The 14326-nt window shown below is 66.1% G+C and carries 16 protein-coding genes; 12 read left to right on the top strand and 4 right to left on the bottom strand.

Features of this window, described 5'->3' with window-relative positions; all coding sequences use genetic code 11:
• Positions 1-38: 38 nt before the first annotated feature.
• Complete coding sequence (locus L2Y97_RS15580) at positions 39-833, bottom strand: cytochrome C assembly family protein (RefSeq protein WP_247428321.1); 795 nt, start codon at positions 831-833, stop codon at positions 39-41.
• 216 nt (positions 834-1049) lie between these two features.
• Here L2Y97_RS15580 and ffh point away from each other — a divergent pair, with 216 nt between their 5' ends.
• The 5 genes from ffh (at position 1050) to rplS (ending at position 4543) form a co-directional block, all read left to right on the top strand.
• Positions 1050-2429: a signal recognition particle protein gene (gene ffh / locus L2Y97_RS15575; protein WP_247428318.1), complete on the top strand. Its 1380-nt coding sequence runs from the start codon at positions 1050-1052 to the stop codon at positions 2427-2429.
• A gap of 132 nt (positions 2430-2561) precedes the next feature.
• Positions 2562-2813, top strand: coding sequence for a 30S ribosomal protein S16 (rpsP, locus tag L2Y97_RS15570; RefSeq protein ID WP_247428316.1), 252 nt, complete (start codon positions 2562-2564; stop codon positions 2811-2813).
• A 5-nt stretch (positions 2814-2818) separates the two neighbouring features.
• Entirely contained in the window at positions 2819-3328 is a 510-nt protein-coding gene (gene rimM, locus L2Y97_RS15565) for a ribosome maturation factor RimM (RefSeq protein ID WP_247436824.1), read from the top strand.
• A gap of 21 nt (positions 3329-3349) precedes the next feature.
• On the top strand, positions 3350-4132 hold the full coding sequence (trmD, locus tag L2Y97_RS15560) for a tRNA (guanosine(37)-N1)-methyltransferase TrmD (RefSeq protein ID WP_247428315.1): 783 nt from the start codon (positions 3350-3352) through the stop codon (positions 4130-4132).
• A 12-nt stretch (positions 4133-4144) separates the two neighbouring features.
• A complete protein-coding gene (gene rplS / locus L2Y97_RS15555; RefSeq protein WP_247428312.1) occupies positions 4145-4543 on the top strand; it encodes a 50S ribosomal protein L19 in 399 nt (132 codons plus the stop codon).
• Between the two features lie 131 nt (positions 4544-4674).
• On the opposite strand, the gene L2Y97_RS15550 is transcribed toward rplS, so the two are convergent.
• Together L2Y97_RS15550 and epmB are read right to left on the bottom strand one after the other, a co-directional pair.
• Positions 4675-6738, bottom strand: a complete 2064-nt coding sequence (locus L2Y97_RS15550) for an EAL domain-containing response regulator (RefSeq protein WP_247428310.1) — start codon at positions 6736-6738, stop codon at positions 4675-4677.
• A gap of 102 nt (positions 6739-6840) precedes the next feature.
• Positions 6841-7866, bottom strand: coding sequence for an EF-P beta-lysylation protein EpmB (epmB, locus tag L2Y97_RS15545; RefSeq protein ID WP_247428307.1), 1026 nt, complete (start codon positions 7864-7866; stop codon positions 6841-6843).
• A gap of 88 nt (positions 7867-7954) precedes the next feature.
• Between epmB and efp the strand changes: the two genes are divergently transcribed.
• The 7 genes from efp to folE2 all read left to right on the top strand — a co-directional run bounded on the left by efp (position 7955) and on the right by folE2 (position 13510).
• Positions 7955-8536 (top strand): elongation factor P, encoded by a 582-nt coding sequence (efp, locus tag L2Y97_RS15540; protein WP_247428306.1) that lies wholly within the window; start codon positions 7955-7957, stop codon positions 8534-8536.
• Between the two features lie 111 nt (positions 8537-8647).
• A complete protein-coding gene (locus L2Y97_RS15535; protein WP_247428303.1) occupies positions 8648-9988 on the top strand; it encodes a TRZ/ATZ family hydrolase in 1341 nt (446 codons plus the stop codon).
• On the top strand, positions 9985-10260 hold the full coding sequence (locus L2Y97_RS15530) for a YciI family protein (protein WP_247428300.1): 276 nt from the start codon (positions 9985-9987) through the stop codon (positions 10258-10260). The genes L2Y97_RS15535 and L2Y97_RS15530 overlap by 4 nt, the downstream gene beginning before the upstream one ends.
• Before the next feature lie 11 nt (positions 10261-10271).
• Positions 10272-10979, top strand: a complete 708-nt coding sequence (ubiG, locus tag L2Y97_RS15525) for a bifunctional 2-polyprenyl-6-hydroxyphenol methylase/3-demethylubiquinol 3-O-methyltransferase UbiG (protein ID WP_247428297.1) — start codon at positions 10272-10274, stop codon at positions 10977-10979.
• Positions 10976-11656, top strand: a complete 681-nt coding sequence (locus L2Y97_RS15520; protein WP_247428294.1) for an HAD family hydrolase — start codon at positions 10976-10978, stop codon at positions 11654-11656. The genes ubiG and L2Y97_RS15520 overlap by 4 nt, the downstream gene beginning before the upstream one ends.
• A complete protein-coding gene (locus L2Y97_RS15515; protein ID WP_247428292.1) occupies positions 11653-12489 on the top strand; it encodes a squalene/phytoene synthase family protein in 837 nt (278 codons plus the stop codon). The genes L2Y97_RS15520 and L2Y97_RS15515 overlap by 4 nt, the downstream gene beginning before the upstream one ends.
• Positions 12490-12586: 97 nt before the next feature.
• Positions 12587-13510, top strand: coding sequence for a GTP cyclohydrolase FolE2 (gene folE2, locus L2Y97_RS15510; RefSeq protein ID WP_247428290.1), 924 nt, complete (start codon positions 12587-12589; stop codon positions 13508-13510).
• Positions 13511-13532: 22 nt separating this feature from the next.
• On the opposite strand, the gene L2Y97_RS15505 is transcribed toward folE2, so the two are convergent.
• Positions 13533-14324 carry a M23 family metallopeptidase gene (locus tag L2Y97_RS15505; protein WP_425492773.1) on the bottom strand — a complete coding sequence of 264 codons (792 nt, stop codon included), beginning with the start codon at positions 14322-14324 and terminating at the stop codon, positions 13533-13535.
• Between the last annotated feature and the right edge of the window lie 2 nt (positions 14325-14326).

Raw genomic sequence — 14326 nt, 5'->3', positions numbered from 1 at the left:
TGCGCGCGAAAAGCCAACTAAGCGGCGACGCCGTACCCTCAAGCCGTGCGATGCAGGATCAACTCAAGCACCAGCTTCGTGCCGAAAAACGCCAGCAACAGAATCCCCATGCCGGTGAGCGTCAGGTTCACCGCACGGATGCCGCGCCAGCCGTAGCGCCAGCGGCCCCATAGCAACACCCCGAACACCACCCACGCCACGATCGATAGCACGGTCTTATGCACCAGGTGCTGGCTGAACAGGTCGCCGACGAACAGAGCGCCCGTCACAAGGGTCAGGGTGAGTAGTACGAAACCGACGGCAATCAGGCGAAACAGCAGTACCTCGGTCAGCGTCAGCGGGGGCAGGGCGCGTACCCAGTGCCCGAACCGGCTGCGTCGCAAGGCGCGTTCCTGGATAGCGAGCAGGATGGCGAGGGCGGCCGCGAGGGAGAGGAAGCCGAACGCGAACACGGCGATCGTGACGTGCATCTCGATCTGCCACGTCATCGCCATGGGCGCGGTGCGCGGGGCGAGGAAGGCATCGATCGCCAGGAAGGCGGCCGAGAGCGGGAAAATCAGGATGCCCAGGCCGGCGACCGGCCGCGAGACGTTTACCACCAGGGTGAGTGCCGAAGCGATCCACGCCACGAGTGAGAGCGCGGCGAAGAAGTGCAGATCCAGGGTGCCACGGTGTGCGCCAAGCAACGCGCCGGCGTGGGCCAGGGCGGCGACCAGCGCAAGCGCCATGCCCCAGCGGGCCAACGGTTGCCCGCCCGTCACCAGCGGCCTGGCGAGGACGCCGGCGGCGGACAGGTAGAAAAGAATGGCGGCCAGCGAGAGGGTGACGATCATGGACGCGCAGTGTGGCATAGCGGGGCGGGGGAGCGGAATGCGACACAGTGGCATTTGCCAGCGCCCTGTAGGAGCCCACCCTGTGGGCGACTCCCTTCGCGAAAGCGCCTGGGGCGTGTTGCCCCACCGCGAAATGATGTCGCCCACAGGGTGGGCGCCTACGCCGTGGTTACCGGCTATAATCGGTCGTTTACGGCATCCCCGACGGCTCCCGCCATGTTTGAATCGCTCAGCCAACGCCTCTCCGATACCGTCAACCGCCTGCGTGGTCGCGGCCGGCTGACTGAAGAAAACATCCGCGAGACCCTGCGCGAGGTGCGCATCGCGCTGCTCGAGGCCGACGTGGCCCTCCCGGTGGTGAAGGCGCTGGTCGAGCGCGTGAAGGTGCGTGCCGTCGGTCAGGAGGTGCTCAAGAGCCTTTCGCCGGGCCAGGCTCTGGTCAAAGTGGTCAGCGATGAGCTCACCGCTGTCATGGGCGCCGCGAACAGCGAGCTGAACCTCGCCACCCAGCCGCCCGCCGTGGTCCTCATGGCCGGCCTGCAGGGTGCGGGTAAAACCACCACGGTGGGCAAGCTCGCGCGCTTCCTCAAGGAGCGCAAGAAGAAGCGCGTCATGGTCGTGAGCTGCGACGTTTACCGTCCGGCCGCCATCGAGCAGCTGCGCACGCTCGCCTCCCAGGCCGATGTCTCGTTCTTCCCGTCCGAGGCCGGCCAGAATCCGGTCGATATCGCGAAAGCCGCCGTGGCCGCCGCTCGCCGTGAGGTGATCGACGTGCTGCTGGTGGATACCGCCGGCCGCCTGCACGTCGATGAAGCCATGATGGAGGAGATCAAAGCCCTCCACGGCGCCATCAATCCGATCGAAACCCTGTTCGTCGTCGATTCGATGACCGGCCAGGACGCGGCGAATGTCGCCAAGGCGTTCGCCGATGCGCTGCCGCTCACCGGTGTCGTGCTGACCAAGACGGACGGTGACGCCCGTGGCGGTGCGGCACTGTCGGTGCGCTATGTCACCGGCCGTCCGATCAAGTTCCTCGGCGCCGGCGAAAAGACCGACGCCCTCGAGCCGTTCCATCCGGATCGCGTCGCCCAGCGCATCCTCGGCATGGGCGATGTGCTGTCGCTGGTCGAGGAAGTTGAGCGCAAGGTCGATCACGAGAAAGCCCAGAAACTGGCCGAGAAGGTCATGAAGGGCAAGCGCTTCGATCTCAACGACATGCGCGACCAGCTCGAGCAGATGAACAACATGGGCGGCCTGGCGGGCCTGATGGATAAGCTCCCGGGTGTCTCCAGCCTGCCTGAGAACGTGAAATCGAAGGTCAACGACGGCGAACTGAAGAAGATGGTCGCCATCATCGGTTCGATGACCAAGAAGGAGCGCCGGCACCCGGATCTCCTGAACGGCTCGCGCAAGGCGCGCGTCGCTCGCGGTTCGGGCACGCAGCCCGCCGATGTCAACCGCCTGCTGAAGCAGTTCATGCAGATGGAAAAGATGATGTCCAAGCTGTCCAAGGGCGGCAGCAAGGGCCTTATGCGCCAGATGCGTGGCGCGATGAAGGGCATGGGCGGCATGGGTGGGATGATGCCGCCCCGCTAAACCGGCCTTCGGGCCACGGAAGTACCCGCAGGTACTTCCATTTCTGAAAACTTTGGCTAAAATGTCCGGCTTTACCGCGCCCGCTTCTCGCGCGCGCCTTGCCGGCATCCGGCACTCTGGAGCACGTAACTTATGGTCAAGATTCGTCTTTCGCGCGGTGGCGCCAAGGGCCGTCCGTTTTATCACATCGTTGTGACCGACCAGCGCAGCCCGCGCGACGGCCGTAACATCGAGCGTGTTGGCTACTACAACCCGGTTGCTTCGGGCGCTGACAAGCGTCTCGAGCTCGACGTCGCCAAGGTCCAGGCCTGGGTGGCCAAGGGTGCCCAGCTGACCGATAAGGTCCGCGCGCTCGTCAAGGAAGCCGGCAAGCTGGCTGCCTGATGTCGATGGAGCCTGGTCGGCGCGTCCGCGTAGGGCGCATTGTCGGGCTCCACGGTGTGCAGGGTGAGGTCAAGCTCGAGAGCTGGACCGAACCCCGCCTCCAGATCTTCCGGTACCAGCCCTGGCTGCTGACCGCGCCGGGCGTGGAACGGGAGATGAGCGGTATCCGAGGTCGCGCGCAGGGCAAGGGCATCGTTGCCTCCCTGCCGGGTATCGCGGATCGCGACCAGGCGGCAACGCTCATCGGTTGCGAGATCACGGTCTCGCGCGATGTGTTTCCGCCCGCCGCACCAGGCGAGTTCTACTGGTTCGATCTCGAGGGTCTCGAGGTCGTCACCACGGAAGCTGTCTCGCTTGGCAAGGTAAGCCACCTTTTTTCCACCGGCGCCAACGATGTCATGGTGGTCAAGGATGGTGAAAAGGAGCGTCTGGTCCCGTTCGTCCAGGGCCCCTACGTGCAGTCAGTCGATTTCGACGCCGGCCGCATCGTGGTGGACTGGGACCCCGAGTTCTGAACACAGCGGTATCCGAAGATCATGCGCATCGACGTGGTAACGCTGTTTCCCGATTTCGTCCGCCAGTCGGCCGGTATCGGGGTGGTAGGAAGGGCGCAGCAGCGCGAGCTGCTCCAGGTGGAAACCTGGAACCCGCGCGATTTCGCCACCGATAATTATCGCACCGTGGATGGCCGCCCCTTTGGCGGTGGGCCCGGCATGGTGATGTTGATCGAACCCCTGCGGGCGGCCCTGGCGGCCATTCGCGAAGCGGCACCGGAGCCGGTGCACGTGATCTACCTCAGCCCGCAAGGCGCGCGGCTGACGCAGAAACGGGTGGAAGCGCTGGCAAACATGCCGCGAATCGCCCTGATCTGTGGACGTTATGAAGGTGTGGACGAGCGGCTGGTCCAGCACGAGGTCGACGAAGAGCTCTCAATCGGCGATTATGTGCTGTCTGGCGGCGAGCTTGGCGCAGCGGTGGTTATCGATGCGGTGGGTCGTCTGCAGGAGGGTGCGTTGAACGACGCACAATCCCATCAGCAGGATTCGTTCTCGGACGGCTTGCTGGATTGCCCGCACTACACCCGCCCCGTGCATCACGATGCGTGGGGTGGCGTGCCGGAGGTTTTGCTCTCAGGCGATCACGCGGCCATACGCCGCTGGCGCAGGAAGCAGTCGCTAGGTCGAACCTGGCTGCGCCGGCCGGACTTGCTAACGCAGCTTGTCCTGGATGATGAATCCAGGGTTTTGCTGGATGAATTCCGCCGTGAATATGCACGGCCAAACGGTGCGGCCGGCGACGACCGCCGTAACAAATATTGACAGGTGTGTGCCATGAACAAACTTCTCCAACAGTTCGAAGCCGAGCAGATCACCCGCCAGCTGCCGGATTTCGGCCCTGGCGACACCGTGGTCGTGAACGTCAAGGTCAAGGAAGGCAACCGCGAGCGCGTCCAAGCGTTCGAAGGTATCTGCATCGCCAAGCGTAGCCGCGGCCTGCACTCCGCCTTCACCGTGCGCAAGATCTCGCACGGCACGGGCGTCGAGCGCGTGTTCCAGACCCACAGCGCCACCATCGACTCGGTCGAAGTGAAGCGTAAGGGTAAGGTCCGTGGCGCCAAGCTGTACTTCCTGCGTGGTCTGGAAGGCAAGGCTGCCCGCATCAAGGAAGACGTGGCCGCCGCCGCTGCCGCCAAGGCCGCGAAGAAGGCTGCCGCTGCCACCGCCGAGTAATCGGCTGCCGCAAGGCGCACGAAAAAGCCCGCGAGCGATCGCGGGCTTTTTTGTTGTGGGACGCTGGTGTCGCCAAGGGACCAACACCGGCCACGCGCCCTTGTAGGAGCGCGCTCGCGCGATGCTCTTGCTTAGACGGGCAGGTATTCCTCGGCCAATACCTTCGCCGGCTCCTGCAGGAAATTACCCTGCACGAAATCGACGCCGCAGGCGAACAGGAGCGATGTGCTCACCGCGTCCTCGACCCATTCCGCCACGGTCTGCTTGCCGGTGGCATGCCCTTCCTTGCAGATATCGGCAATGCGCTTCTGGTTTTCCGGGTGCTGGGGCAGGTCGGTCATGTAGCTGCGGTCGATCTTCAGGAAATCGGCCTCGACATGGGTAAGCATCTGGAACGAGTTCAGGCCTGAGCCGAACTGCTCGATGGCGAACTTGCCGCCCGACTGGCGCCAGCCCACCGAGAACTCCTGCGCCTTGCGCAGCATGGTGAGTACCTTCGATTCCGGCATGGCGATTACCAGCTGGCTGCGGCGCAGCTTGGCCGTCTCCAGGCGGCGCTTCAGCCACGGCAGCAGGTCAGGGTCTTCCAGGGACTGCGCCGTGATCTTCACGAAGTACGTGGTGGTCAGGCCGTCGTTCTCGCGGTGGGCGAGGGCATCGATGGCATGGCCCAATACCCAGCGGTCGATGGCCGGCAGCAGGCCGTTGCGCTCTGCAACCGGGAAGAAGTACGAGGGGAGCACGTCGCCCTTGGGCCCGCGCATGCGCACCAGGATGTCGTAGTACTCGCCCGCTGCATCCTGGAGGCTGATGATTTGCTGGTGATACAGGCGCAGGCCGTCCTGGGCGAGTGCTTCGCGCACCAGGTCGAGCCAGTATTGCTCGCGCTCGGCGTCCGCCTTCTCGCGAGCGGCCGGGTCGTGCAGCTCCACGCGGTTGCCGCCCTGGTTCTGCGCGTTGCGCAATGCTGCACTGGCCTGGTCGAGCACGGTCTCGGCGTTGGCGTTCTTCTCGGCCAACAGGGTGCCGCCCACGGTCACCGTGACCGTCAGCGAGCGCGTGCCGGCATCGACGATGGCATCGGCGATGCTGGCGCGCAGGCGTTCCGTAAGGGCCGCATGCTCCAGGTCACCACGCGGCGCGAGCACGATGCCGAAGGTGTGGTCACCCAGCACGCCCGGCACATCGTCGTCATCGAGGGCTTCCTTGATGCGCGTGGCGAGGCTGGCGAGTACCTGGTCGGCGTTGGCGATACCCGCGCTGGCGACCAGTTCCTTCCAGTTGTCCGGTTCGATGAGGAGCACCGCCTGGCCCGCGCGGCCGGCGGCCGCCGCGGCCACGGCCTCGTCGATGTGCTCGAGCGTGCGTGCGCGGTTGAACAGGCCCGTGACCGGGTCCTGGTAAAGCTGGGCCACAAGGGCCGGGTCCACCGTCTGCTGGCGGAACACGATCTGCAGGCAGGCTTCGCCCTCGAACGTGGCCTGTGCGAATTCCACTACCGCCTTGAAGGTGCTGCTGTCGTCCCGGCGGGCGAGCAGGTCCATGGGCGGCGGCGTCTTTTCGCCCTTCGATACGGCGCGCAGGGCGTTCTTGAAATCATCCGCGTGCGTGCCGGAAATCAGGTCCAGGATCGGCAGGCCGATGATGTCGTCGTACTCGTTGAAGCCAAAGGCCTCGAGGTACGCCTGGTTCACGCGCACGTGCATGCCTTCGTGCACGTAGGCGATCGCATCGCGCGAGGAGTCGAGCAGCGAATCGCAACGGCGCTCCGTTTCGCGCAGTGCAGTCTCCAGCCGACGAACCTGGCGGCGCATGGATAGCGACTGGAACTCGCGATGCACGGTGGCCAGGATCTGGTCGTGGCGCTTGCGCAGGGCGACGCCGCGGACCCCGCCTGCCAGCAGGTCGGAGACCTCGTCGTCATCCAGGTGTTCAAGGACGGCGATCGCTGCCAGGTCGCGGCCGCTGGCATCGAGCTGGCGCAGTACCTTCGCCGGCTCGATGCCCGGCACGGCCGGGTTCATCAGGACCAGGTCTGGGACCTGCTCATCGAGGCAGGCCTGGATTTCATCGGCGCTGGTGGCGCGCGACGCGCGCACGGCAATGCCGCCATTGCGCAGGACGTTGATCAGCAGTTCCGCCTCTTCCACCGATGATTCGATAAAGAGGACGCGAATAACGTTGTCGTGTTTCATGCTTGTTCTTGGTTACCGCAGTTCCACCCAGCAGGCCGGGTACCGGCATGCTCCCCCTGTCGCGCGGTCCCGCCTGCGTCGTGACGGCGGGATGGCACCATACTAGCGCGCGAAATCGGCAATGGGACGCTTTGAGGGGTCGCCGGCCAGCTCACGAACGAGTTTTGGGACAAGGTAGCCAGGTAAACGTGCACGCAGCGCCTCGACCAGGGCCAGGGCCTCGTCGTCGGGCACCTCGAAATGGGCGGCACCCGTGACCTTGTCGAGCTGGTGCAGGTAGTAGGGCAGGACGCCGGCGGCGAACGAGCGCTCGCATAGCGCAGCGAGGACGTCCGGGTCATCGTTGACCCCCCGCAGCAGCACGGACTGGTTGAGCAAGGTCGCCCCCGCCTCGCGGAGGCGAGCGCAGGCCGCATCGACCGAGCCATCGAATTCGTTGGCGTGGTTGGCGTGGAGGACCACCACCTTCTGCACGGGCAGGGCGGCCAGCCAGGCCACGAAGGCATCGTCGATGCGCTCGGGCAGCACGACCGGCAGGCGGGTGTGGATACGCAGGCGAATGACGTGGGGCATGCCCGCCAGGCCGCGGGTCAGCTCGTCGAGCTTGTGCGTGGCGAGGGAAAGCGGATCGCCCCCGGAGAGGATGACCTCACGGATCGAGGTATCGGCCGCCACGTGGGCCAGGGCCTCGCGCCACTGGGCGGCGGCGGCAATCTCCTCCCCATAGGGGAAGTGCCGGCGAAAGCAGTACCGGCAGTTCACCGCGCACGATCCGCTGGCGATCAACAGGGCGCGGCCGTCGTACTTGTGCAGCAGCCCGTGGCCGGCCTTGGCCGCCATATCACCCACCGCATCCACGCTGTAGCCCGGCGCTTCCACGTGCTCGGCGGCCCGTGGCAGCACTTGCAGGAGCAAGGGGTCGGCGGGGTCGCCGTGGCGCATGCGTGCCACGAACCCGCGGGGCACGCGCAGCGGGAAGCCCGCGTCATCGGGCGGGAGCAGGTCGGCGCGGTGGCCCAGGCCGACGGCCCGGAGGAGCTCCCCGGCATCGGTAATGGCATCCCGCCAGGCCTCGCGCCAGCCCTGGGCTGGCGTCGGTAGGCGGGGAGTGGGGCTTGCGGTTATCATGGTGGGCCTTGGGGCGGGCCTTGGTGCCCGTAACAGACCCCTATTTTAGCCGCCCGGCGGGCGGATTCACCTCTGGAGCATGCAACACATGGCAAGCCTTGGCCTCAATGACGTCAAAACGGGCAAGAAGATCCTGCACAACGGCGATCCCTGGGTCATCACCGAAGCGGACTTCATCAAGCCGGGCAAGGGCCAGGCGTTCACGCGTATCCGCGTTCGCAACCTGAAGGACGGCCGCACGACGGAGCTGACCCTCAAGTCGAGCGATTCGTACGAAGAGGCGAATGCCACCGATACCGACGCCAGCTTCTCGTACATCGAAGGTACCGGCGACGACCGCGAGTGGATCTTCATGCACTCGGAGACCTTCGAGCAGTACCGCGCCAACCTGGCCGCCATGGGCGATGCATGGAAGTGGCTGAAGGGCGACGAGCAGTGCGTCATTACCATCTTCAACGAAACCCAGATCATCGCCGTCCAGGCACCGAAGTTCGTTGAACTGAAGATCGTCGAAACCGATCCGGGCGTCCGTGGCGACACCTCGGGCGGCGGTGGCAAGCCGGCCACGCTGGAAACCGGCGCCGTCGTGCGCGTGCCGCTGTTCGTGAACCAGGACGAAGTGATCAAGGTCGACACCCGCACCGGCGAGTACGACAGCCGCGTCAAGTAAGGCGGCTTCGCTCGACCCAACGCGACGGCACGGCCGCCCCCCGGGCGCCGTGCCGTTCGCTTATCAGGCGCTGGTAAACGGCCCTGGTACCCCCGATTCCGAGAGGCATGCATGAGTTCCGACGACATCCGAGACATCGACCTCCTGATCGAAGCCCGCTGGGTCGTTCCGGTCGAACCGCACGGCGTGGTGTACGACGACCACGCGGTGGCGATCGACGGCGGTGAAATCATCGAGATCCTGCCGGCGGACGAGGCGCGCAAGCACTACAAGCCGCGCGAGCGGGTCTCGCTGGCCGAGCACGCCTTGATCCCGGGCCTGGTCAATGCGCACACGCATAACCCCATGACGCTGCTGCGCGGCCTGGCCGATGACCTGCCGCTGATGGTGTGGCTACAGGAACACATCTGGCCCGCCGAAGGTCGCGTCATGGGCCCGGATTTCATCCGTGACGGCGTGGAACTGGCCGTGGCCGAGATGATCCGCGGTGGCACCACCTGCGCCAACGAGAACTACTTCTTCCCCGATGTCATCGCCGCGACCTATCGCCAGATGGGTTTCCGCGCGGTCATTGGCCTGCCGGTCATCGATTTCCCCACGCCGTGGGCAAAGACTTCCGATGAATACTTCCTGCGTGCCGAGGAAGTACACGACAGCCTGCGTGGCGAACCGCTGCTGACCACCGCGTTCGCACCGCATGCGCCGTACACCGTCTCGGACGAGAACTTTGAGCGTATCCGCGTGCTCTCCGAGCAACTCGATATCCCGGTACACCTGCACACGCACGAGACGGCGCAGGAAGTGGAAGAGGGTAAGGCGCGTGATGGCGTACGCCCGTTCCAGCGCCTGCAGAAGCTGGGCCTGGTCAACGAGCGCCTGATCGCCGTGCACATGACCCAGCTGACCGATGGCGAGATCGCCGCGTGTGCGGCCGCTGGTGTCTCGGTGGTGCATTGCCCGGAATCGAACCTGAAGCTTGCCTCCGGCTTCTGCCCGGCTGAAAAGCTGCGCACCGCTGGCGTGAATGTTGCCATCGGGACCGACGGCTGCGCCTCCAACAACGATCTCGATATGTTTGGCGAGATGCGTACGGCGGCGATGCTGGCAAAGGCTGTCGCCGGTGATGCCGCCGCGTTCGACGCCGCCAGCGCCTTGCGCGCCGCGACGCTGAATGGCGCGAAGGCGATTGGCCTGGGAGAGAAGATTGGTTCGATCGAGCCCGGCAAGCGCGCCGACCTGGCCGCCGTGCGCCTGGACGACCTGGAGACCCAGCCGCTCTATCATGTGGCCTCGCAGCTCGTGTACGCCACGGCTCGCCATCAGGTCAGCGACGTATGGATCGACGGCAAGCGCAAGCTCGCCGACAAGACCCTGGTCGGCATCGATGTCGAGGCCATTCGCGACAAGGCGCGTGGCTGGCGCGAACGCATTGCCGCCGAGGACACCCCGTGAACGATACCGTGCACCTCTACCTGGTCATGGCCATACGCAACCCGGCCTTCCAGGCTTCGGCAGGTGAGGAGCACCAGGTGTTCCTGAAAGACCTGATCGCGCGTGGCCTGCTGGACATGACCGGCCCGTTCACCGATGGCACTGGCGGTGCTTACCTGTTACGCGCGGCTGATCTGGAAACCGCCACGCAGATCGCCCATGGCGATCCATTGCATGTTTCCGGTTCGTCCACGCTTACTGTCCACGAGTGGCGCGTGCGCCGTTTTCCCTGAAGGCATTCACGATGCAAACCAACGCCAATGTGAGCGCGGAAGAAATCGCGCGTTTTGAAAAGCTCGCCGCGCGCTGGTGGGATCCCGATGGCGAATCCCGCCCGTTGCATGACCTGAACCCCGTGCGCTCCGCGTACGTCGCTGGCCGTGCGAACCTGCGCGGGGCGAAGGTGGTGGACGTGGGCTGCGGTGGTGGCCTGCTTAGCGAGGCACTGGCCCGCGCCGGCGCGAACGTCACCGCCATCGACCTTGGCGCCAAGCTGATCGAGATCGCGAAGCTGCACCTGTTCGAATCCAATTTGCAGGTGGATTACCGCGTGCAATCCTCCGACGAACTGGCGGCCGCCGAGCCGGCGTCGTTCGACGTGGTGTGCTGCATGGAGATGATCGAGCACGTGCCCGACCCGCTCGTGCTCATCCGCGACCTGGCGGCGATGCTTAAGCCGGGTGGCCAGTTGTTCCTGTCCACGCTGAACCGCACGCCGGCCGCCTTCGGCGCGGCTATCGTCGGCGCGGAATACCTCATGCGCCTGCTGCCGCGGGGCACCCATCACTACGCGCAGTTCCTGAAGCCGTCCGAAGTGGCAGGCATGTTGCGCCACGCGGGCCTGGAGCTCGAAGACATTTCGGGCCTGGCCTACAACCCGCTGACCCGCAACGCCAGCCTCACGCGCAACACGGCCGTGAACTATGTGCTGTCGGCGAGGAAGCCGGCGTGAGCCCGCTGCCGTTCAAGCCGGAAGGCGTGTTCTTCGACCTGGATGGCACCCTGCTCGACAGCGGGCTGGATTTGCATCATGCGCTGTTGCTGCTGTGCGCGGAGCTGGGCGTGGTACCGCCGCCGTACGACAGCGTGCGCCCGGTGGTGTCGCGCGGCTCGCGCGCCATCATCAGCGTAGGCTTCCCGCACCTCGACGACGCAGGCATTGTTGCGCTGGTGCCGCGCTACCTGGCGCTGTACGAGGCCAACATGGCGGCACACACCGTGCCATTCGCCGGGATTGAGCCGATGCTCACGGGCCTTGTGGGCGCGGGCATTCGCTGGGGTGTCGTTACGAACAAGCCTGGTTTTCTTACCGATGCGCTGCTACCGCAGGCCGTCCCGCACTGGCATCCGGCCGCGGTCGTATCGGGTGATACGTTGCCGGTGAAAAAGCCGGACCCGGCACCGGTTCTGCTGGCGTGTGAAACCGCCGGCTGTGTCCCGGGCCGTTCGGTGTTCGTGGGTGATGACCGCCGCGATGTACTCGCCGGGCGCGCTGCCGGCCTGTTCACCGTGGCGGTGCGCTGGGGTTACCTCGATGGCGGCGACCCGGATGCATGGGGCGCCGATGTGGTGGTCGACCATCCGAATGACCTGGCGACGCTGTTGGGCGTCGGCGAGGTGCCCGCATGAGCGATGGTGCAACCCAGAGCTATATCGACAAGTGGCTGGCTGTACAGCCGCAGCAGCGCGTCGCGCTGGGCTTCGTCGATCCGGCCGTGCGCGATGAGCGCGTGGCGCTCGCGGCGTTCGAGCAAGAGCTGATCTCCTCGGCGTACGGTATTCGCGAGCCCCAGGTCGCGGCGGCGAAGCTGCAGTGGTGGGCCGAAGAGCTCTCGGGCGCCGGTGCCAGCGGTGGCCGTCACCCGCTGACCAAGGCCTTGTTCACCAGCGCGCGCGCGAAGATCATCACGCCGCAGCTCTGGATCGCCCCCGTCCTCGCCGCCATGGCCCAACTGGAGCAGGGCACGCCTTCCGATTTCCCCGCGCAGGTGACGGCGTCGCGCAATATGCACGGGGCGCTGGCCGCGCTGGAAAATGCCTGGTGGTTCGGTCCGGAGGCACCCAGCGAGGCCGCCGCCGAGATCGCCACGCTGTCGCACCTGGTGTTCGCCCTGTCCCGGCTGGAGTTCGACGCGGATCGCGAGCGCCTGCCGCTGCCCATGTCGCGGCTGGCCCGGCACGGCCTGAGCCGTGGGCAGCTGAAGGATGATTCCCCGGCTCGCCGCGAGGCCATCAAAGCCCAGTTGGGCGACCTGGCTGCGGGCCTGGGCGCCGCGCTGGGCAAGGGGCAGCCCCTTTCCACCTTCCGTGGCCTGGAGGGTCGTACAGCGCTCGCCACGGCGCGTGGTGCCGCCCGGGCCACGGAGCCCTTCGCCGAATTACACAAGCGCCAGGCCCAGACCGGCCCCGCCACCGCCTTCCGCGCCTGGCGCGCGGCACGGCAGGCTGGCCGGTTGGGCTGAACGCAGCGTTTCCGGGCACACACCATTGAGCCATAGGCCATGGCCCCCATCTCGGGGCGAACGGCCGGAAACGACCTTACGTCCCAAGGAACCCCCGATGTACATCCAAGATTCCCCGACCCGCCTGCTGCCCGACGTTGCGTCGCAGGAGCATGCCCTGGCCATTGGCACGCTCGACTGGGTCGGCATGGATGGCATGGAAATGCCGGTGGCGTTCGACGCCGGTGACGGCGACGTTCGCTCCACCGGTGCGCGCGTCGGTGCGTTCGTGAACCTCACGAAGCCGGAAAAGCGTGGCATCCATATGTCCCGCCTGTACCTGTTGGTCTCCGAGGCCTTGTCCGCGGGGCCGCTGACCGTGGCGGGCATTCGTGCCCTGCTCGGGGAGTTCCTGTCCTCGCACGAGGGGCTTTCCGACCACGCCCGCATCACCATCGGCTTCGAACACCTGGTGCGCCGCCGTGCGCTGCGCAGCGACAACAGCGGCTGGCGCGCCTACCCGATCACGATCGACGCCACGATGCGCGGCGATCAGTTCCATCTGGAAGTAACCACCGACGTGGTGTACTCCTCGACATGCCCGGCGTCTGCTGCGCTGTCGCGCCAGCTTATCCAGGACAACTTCGTGAAGTCGTTCCCGGCCGACCAGGCGCTCGACCGCGAAACCATCCTGGCCTGGCTGGGCACGGAGCAGGGCATCATTGCGACGCCGCACGCCCAGCGCAGCACCGCCACGATCCGCGTGGCGCCGAAGGGCGAGGGTGTGTTCAACCTGATCGGCATGATCGATAACGTGGAAGCGGCCCTCGGCACGCCGGTGCAAACCGCCGTGAAGCGTGCCGATGAGCAGGCGTTCGCGCTGGCGAACGGCAGCAACCTCATGTTCTGCGAGGACGCCGCCCGCCGTATCCAGAAGACGCTGGAGGCCGATCCGGGCGTCGCCGATTTCCATGTACGTGTAGCCCACCACGAGAGCCTGCATCCGCACGATGCCGTGGCGTTCGCCAGCAAGGCGCGCTGATCGGCACGGTACCGCCGCTGCGTTACTGGATCCCCGGCAACAACAACGGATCCAGCCGCACGCCGAACCAGTTAAACCCCCAATGCACATGCGGCCCTGTGGCGCGCCCGGTCTTGCCCGCCGCGCCAATCACCTGGCCCTGGTGCACGTGTTGCCCGACCTTCACGTCGATCCGTGACAGGTGCAGGAAGTTCGACGACAGGCCAAAGCCATGGTCGAGCAGCACGGTGCCACCGGTGAGATAGAGATCCGGCTGGGCGAACGTGATGATCCCGTCCGCCGGCGCTTTCACGGGCGTGCCTTCAGGCACGGCGATATCCATGCCCGAGTGCGGGGCCTTTGGGTCGCCGTTGTAGATGCGCTGGTTGCCAAAGCGGCCGCTGATGCGCCCCGTAACCGGCCAGATAAACCCGTGGTCGAAGTCCTCGCGCGCATCGTCGCGGTTGCGCGCCGCGACCACGAGGGCTTGTTCGCGCTCGATCCGTGCGGCGATGTTCGGGGGCGGGTTCACCGTTTTTGGCGGGACACCCTCCACGCGCTCGATGGGCCAATCGCGTGGGGTCACGGTAATGCTCACCGTGCGGCTACCCACGGCCACCTTGATCGGCCCCTTTTCATCCCGGCCGGCGCCGAACACGAAGACGCCATCGTCGCCCACATGGACGGGCTTGCCGTTGACCCGCACGGCGGAGCCGGGCGGGGCGTGGGCGATGATGAGCGCGCCCTGGGACATGGTCGACGGGATATCTGCCGCGGACGCAGCGGTGGCGATGCCTGCGACCACGAACGCGCCGCCCTGGATGATCGCGCGCAAGC

The organism is Luteibacter aegosomatissinici (genome assembly GCF_023078495.1).
Lineage (GTDB): Bacteria > Pseudomonadota > Gammaproteobacteria > Xanthomonadales > Rhodanobacteraceae > Luteibacter > Luteibacter aegosomatissinici.
This window is presented reverse-complemented; position numbering and strand designations above follow the sequence as displayed.

What these genes read in the sequence shown, in the direction of transcription:
- folE2 (WP_247428290.1), top strand. Translation starts at nt 12,587, where the DNA reads ATGTACATCCAAGATTCCCCGACCCGCCTGCTGCCCGACGTTGCGTCG.
- L2Y97_RS15535 (WP_247428303.1), top strand. Translation starts at nt 8,648, where the DNA reads ATGAGTTCCGACGACATCCGAGACATCGACCTCCTGATCGAAGCCCGC.
- L2Y97_RS15580 (WP_247428321.1), bottom strand. Translation starts at nt 833, where the DNA reads ATGATCGTCACCCTCTCGCTGGCCGCCATTCTTTTCTACCTGTCCGCC.
- ffh (WP_247428318.1), top strand. Translation starts at nt 1,050, where the DNA reads ATGTTTGAATCGCTCAGCCAACGCCTCTCCGATACCGTCAACCGCCTG.
- ubiG (WP_247428297.1), top strand. Translation starts at nt 10,272, where the DNA reads ATGCAAACCAACGCCAATGTGAGCGCGGAAGAAATCGCGCGTTTTGAA.
- rpsP (WP_247428316.1), top strand. Translation starts at nt 2,562, where the DNA reads ATGGTCAAGATTCGTCTTTCGCGCGGTGGCGCCAAGGGCCGTCCGTTT.
- L2Y97_RS15550 (WP_247428310.1), bottom strand. Translation starts at nt 6,738, where the DNA reads ATGAAACACGACAACGTTATTCGCGTCCTCTTTATCGAATCATCGGTG.
- L2Y97_RS15515 (WP_247428292.1), top strand. Translation starts at nt 11,653, where the DNA reads ATGAGCGATGGTGCAACCCAGAGCTATATCGACAAGTGGCTGGCTGTA.
- rplS (WP_247428312.1), top strand. Translation starts at nt 4,145, where the DNA reads ATGAACAAACTTCTCCAACAGTTCGAAGCCGAGCAGATCACCCGCCAG.
- epmB (WP_247428307.1), bottom strand. Translation starts at nt 7,866, where the DNA reads ATGATAACCGCAAGCCCCACTCCCCGCCTACCGACGCCAGCCCAGGGC.
- trmD (WP_247428315.1), top strand. Translation starts at nt 3,350, where the DNA reads ATGCGCATCGACGTGGTAACGCTGTTTCCCGATTTCGTCCGCCAGTCG.
- efp (WP_247428306.1), top strand. Translation starts at nt 7,955, where the DNA reads ATGGCAAGCCTTGGCCTCAATGACGTCAAAACGGGCAAGAAGATCCTG.
- rimM (WP_247436824.1), top strand. Translation starts at nt 2,819, where the DNA reads ATGGAGCCTGGTCGGCGCGTCCGCGTAGGGCGCATTGTCGGGCTCCAC.